3 protein-coding genes are annotated in these 4,491 nt (G+C 64.0%); all 3 read left to right on the forward strand.

Features of this window, described 5'->3' with window-relative positions:
- The coding region (gene lon / locus VGV07_RS03840; protein WP_326867369.1) for an endopeptidase La at nt 1-1,726 on the forward strand (1,726 nt) is incomplete at its 5' end.
- A gap of 151 nt (nt 1,727-1,877) precedes the next feature.
- Nucleotides 1,878-2,855, forward strand: a complete 978-nt coding sequence (locus tag VGV07_RS03845; protein WP_326867370.1) for an SH3 domain-containing protein — start codon at nt 1,878-1,880, stop codon at nt 2,853-2,855.
- A gap of 235 nt (nt 2,856-3,090) precedes the next feature.
- Nucleotides 3,091-4,290, forward strand: coding sequence for a Tet(A)/Tet(B)/Tet(C) family tetracycline efflux MFS transporter (gene tet, locus VGV07_RS03850; protein WP_326867371.1), 1,200 nt, complete (start codon nt 3,091-3,093; stop codon nt 4,288-4,290).
- Nucleotides 4,291-4,491: the final 201 nt, after the last annotated feature.

Raw genomic sequence — 4,491 nt, forward strand, 5'->3', positions numbered from 1 at the left:
GATGAAGGCGATCCAGCGCGAGCTGGGCGACGGCGAGGAAGGCTCGAACGAGCTGACCGAGCTCGAAGAGAAGATCAAGAAGACCAAGCTTTCGAAGGAAGCCCGCATCAAGGCCGACGGCGAGCTGAAGAAGCTCAAGACGATGAGCCCGATGTCGGCTGAAGCGACGGTCGTTCGCAACTATCTCGACTGGCTGCTGACGCTGCCCTGGGGCAAGAAGAGCAAGGTCAAGCGCGACCTGGTCTACGCCGAGCAGGTGCTGGACGAGGATCACTATGGCCTCGAGAAGGTCAAGGAGCGCATCCTCGAGTACCTGGCGGTGCAGTCGCGCACCGGCAAGCTCAAGGGCCCGATCCTCTGCCTCGTCGGCCCTCCGGGTGTCGGCAAGACTTCGCTCGGCAAGTCGATCGCCAAGGCGACCGGCCGTGAGTTCGTGCGCATGGCGCTCGGTGGCGTCCGTGACGAGGCCGAGATCCGTGGCCACCGCCGGACCTATATCGGTTCGATGCCCGGCAAGGTGATCCAGTCGCTCAAGAAGGCGGGCAAGAACAATCCGCTGTTCCTGCTCGACGAGATCGACAAGATGGGCCAGGACTTCCGTGGCGATCCGTCGTCGGCGCTGCTCGAAGTGCTCGACCCGGAGCAGAACAACACGTTCGCCGACCACTATCTGGAGGTCGACTTCGACCTGTCGGACGTGATGTTCGTTACCACGTCGAACACGCTCAACATCCCCGGCCCGCTGATGGACCGCATGGAGATCATTCGCCTCTCGGGGTACACCGAAGAGGAGAAGTTCGAGATCGCCCGGCGCCACCTGATCCCGGAGACGCTGAAGGAGAACGGCCTGCAGCCCAAGGAATTCGTCATCGACGATGACCAGTTGATGGCCGTGGTCCGCAACTACACCCGCGAAGCCGGCGTGCGTAACCTGAAGCGTGAGCTCAGCAAGCTGATGCGCAAGGCCGTGCGCGACATCCTGGTCAAGAAGTCGACCAAGGTGGTCATCACTCCGGAACTACTCGAGGAATATCTCGGGCCGGCGTTCTTCCGGAACGACAAGATCGATGCCGAGCCGCAGGTCGGCGCGGTGACGGGCCTCGCCTGGACTTCGGTCGGTGGCGAGATCCTGACGATCGAAGGCGTGATGACGCACGGCAAGGGCCGTATGACGGTGACCGGCAACCTCAAGGAAGTGATGAAGGAATCCATCACTGCGGCGTCCGGTTACGTGCGTTCGCGGGCCGTCGAGCTCGGCATCAAGCCGCCGCTGTTCGACACGCGCGACATCCACCTGCACGTGCCGGAAGGCGCGACGCCGAAGGATGGCCCGTCTGCCGGTATTGGCATGGCCACGGCGATCGTTTCGCTGATGACCGGCATTCCGGTGCGGCACGACATCGCCATGACCGGCGAAGTGACGCTGCGCGGCCGTGTGCTGCCGATTGGCGGGCTCAAGGAAAAGCTCCTTGCGGCACTCCGCTCGGGCATCAAGACTGTCCTCATCCCCGAGGAGAACACGCGTGATCTCAAGGAGATCCCGAAGAACGTGACCGAGGGCATGGAGATTATCCCGGTGAGCCGGATGGACGAGGTGCTGAGCCGCGCCCTGATCCGCCAGCCCGAGCCGATCGAGTGGAAGTACGACGACGACAAGCCGGCGGCCGTGCCGGTGGTCGAGACTTCGGTCGACGGCGACGAAAGCGGCGCGAGCCTGCCGCACTGAGCCGGTCTTTGAACGATGAAACTGGAAGCGGCGCCCTAGGGCGCCGTTTTCGTTGCTGCGCTGCAGAGTTAGGCCAAAGGTTCATGTAGTTCGCCACGAAATCTTCACGGACGTCCGACTAGCTGCAGGTTGGACATCGCTGGAGAAGCAAATGCGAAGCATGTGGGCCTTGGGAATAGCCACGCTATTGGCAGCCGCCATCTCGATGGCAGGATCGTCGTTCGCCCAGGACACTCGAACCGAGACGGTGAAGTTCAAGCGCGGGGCGAGCAGCACGTCGATCGAGGACAGCATTACCGGCTACGAGAGCGTGAGCTATATCGTCGGGGTCAGTGCCGGGCAGCGGATGAGCGTCGAGCTCGATACCGACAATACCAGCAATTATTTCAACATCACGGCGCCCGGCGCGTCGGCGGCGCTGTTCATCGGCTCGACCTCGGGCAACAGCACATCGTTCGTCATCCCGTCGAGCGGCGACTACAAGGTCGATGTCTACCTGATGCGCAATGCGGCGCGCCGGGGCGAGGCCGCGAACTACGACCTGACTATCGCCGTCGAGGGCAAGGCCGCCGCACTGGCGCCGAGCAAGCCCGCGCCAAGCAAGCCGGCTGCGGATTTTGCCGATGGGCTCGCCGGCGGACCGGATTTCTGGCAGGTGCATGGCCTCAAGCGCGGCGACACGCTGAATGTGCGTGCCTCGGCTGCGTCAGGGGCATCTGTCCTCGGTGTGCTCGACGAGGGCGACGTGATACGCAACCTCGGCTGCAAGATGAACGGCTCTACCCGCTGGTGCCGGGTCGAGGATCAGACCGGCCTTACTGGCTGGGTGTCGGGAAAGTACCTGCACGAATCGACCCGGGCCCCGAGCCCGTCGCGCCCGGTGAGCCCGCCGCCGACCAGCCAGCCGCCGGTCAGCTCCGACGATGGCGTGCCGGTCGCGATGATGCCGCGCTATTGCGCGGGCGAAGCTTCGGCGCAGTTCGGGGTGCGCCCGCAGGACATCACCACCAACGCAGCGTTCAAGAGCGGCAAGCTCTACGTCTCGCAGGGCTGGTTCGACGGCGCGGGGGGCAGCACCTTCTTCAACTGCTATTTCAAGCAGGACGGCACGTTCATCGCCGTGAACTGACAGCCGGGCGGAGCGCCTCTTACGAAGCCGACGGCGCCTTGGGGCGCCGTCGGCGGTTTCTGGCCGCCCGCGTGCCGCCGGGTGAGCGGCAGCACATCCACCCGCCCACCACGATCGCGGATTCTCGCTCTGGTGTAACGCCCGCGTGATCACCATCTAGGCATTTCGGTTGCAGCGGCAAACGAGAACGAATATAGAACACGCCCCGCGTGTCAGCCGGCTGGAGGGCCCCGAGTTGAACAAGGCACTGATCATCATTCTGGCCGCGGTGACACTCGATGCCATCGGCATCGGGCTGATCTTTCCGATCCTGCCGCGCCTGCTCGAGGACGTCACTCATACCGGTGAAGTGACGATGATCATCGGCATCATGCTGGCGCTCTATTCGGCGATGCAGTTCCTGTTCTCGCCGGTGCTGGGCGTGCTCAGCGACCGCTATGGGCGCCGGCCGGTGCTGCTGGTGTCCCTCGCCGGCGCAGCGATCGACTACCTGGTGATGGCGTTCGCGCCGGAACTCTGGATGCTGGTGCTGGGCCGCGCCGTCGCCGGCATCACCAGCGCCAACATGGCGGTAGCGACCGCCTATATCACCGACATTTCCGCCGAGGAGGAGCGGGCCAAGCGCTTTGGCCTCTTCCACGCCATGTTCGGCATCGGCTTCATCATCGGGCCGGTGATCGGCGGGATCCTGGGCGACATCTGGGTGCGGGCGCCGTTCCTGGTGGCGGCCGGGCTCAACGCGGTCAATTTCGCGCTGGCGCTGTTCGTGCTGCCGGAATCGCGGCCGGGCGATGCGAGCGCCAAGTTCGATTTCGCCACGCTCAACCCGTTCCGGCCGCTCGGCTGGGCCTTCAGCTTCACCGCGTTGCTGCCGCTGATGGCGATCTTCGTCATCATGAACTTCGTCGGCACCATGTACGGCACCATCTGGGCGCTGTTCGGCCAGGACATGTTCCAGTGGAACGGGCTGATGATCGGGCTGTCGCTTGGCGCCTTCGGGTTGTTCCATGCCGGCGCGCAGGCGCTGCTGACCGGCCCCGCGGCGGCGCGGCTGGGTGAGCGCTGGGCCATGGTCCTGGGAATGACATGCGAGCTGACGGCCCTGCTGATTCTGGGCTTTGCGACGCAGGGCTGGATCCTGTTCGCGCTGGCCCCGCTGTTCGCGCTCGGCGGCATCGGCATGCCGGCGCTGCAGTCGCTCACCACGCAACAGGTTGATGCCGACAATCAGGGCAAGCTCCAGGGCGTGTTGGCGAGCCTCGTCAGCCTCTCGGCGGTGTTCGGTCCGATCTTCTTCTCGGCGGTGTATTTTGCCCTCAAACCGACCTGGCCGGGATTGATCTGGATCGTCGGCGGAGCCGTGTATTTGCTGGCGTTGCCGCTACTTTTGGGCATCCGTCGGACGCGTGTCGCCACAGTGACGCCCGACGGCTGACAAAGTTGAGCCAGAATTGACGCTTCATTAACAGAATTGCTGTGCCTCACTTGCGGAAAAGCCCGGATTTCCTTGCGTTCCGAGCAGAATCGAAGAAGGGTCACGGCGTTTTGGTTCGCCTCCAAAGGGCGGGCATCCCACAGTGAGGAAACGCTATGTCTAACAAGAACGATCTGATCGGCGTCGTCGCCGACAAGGCGG

Source organism: Devosia sp. (assembly GCF_035944845.1).
GTDB lineage: Bacteria > Pseudomonadota > Alphaproteobacteria > Rhizobiales > Devosiaceae > Devosia_A.

Coding starts and splice junctions, on each gene's coding strand:
- VGV07_RS03845 (WP_326867370.1), top strand. CDS start 1,878: ATGCGAAGCATGTGGGCCTTGGGAATAGCCACGCTATTGGCAGCCGCC.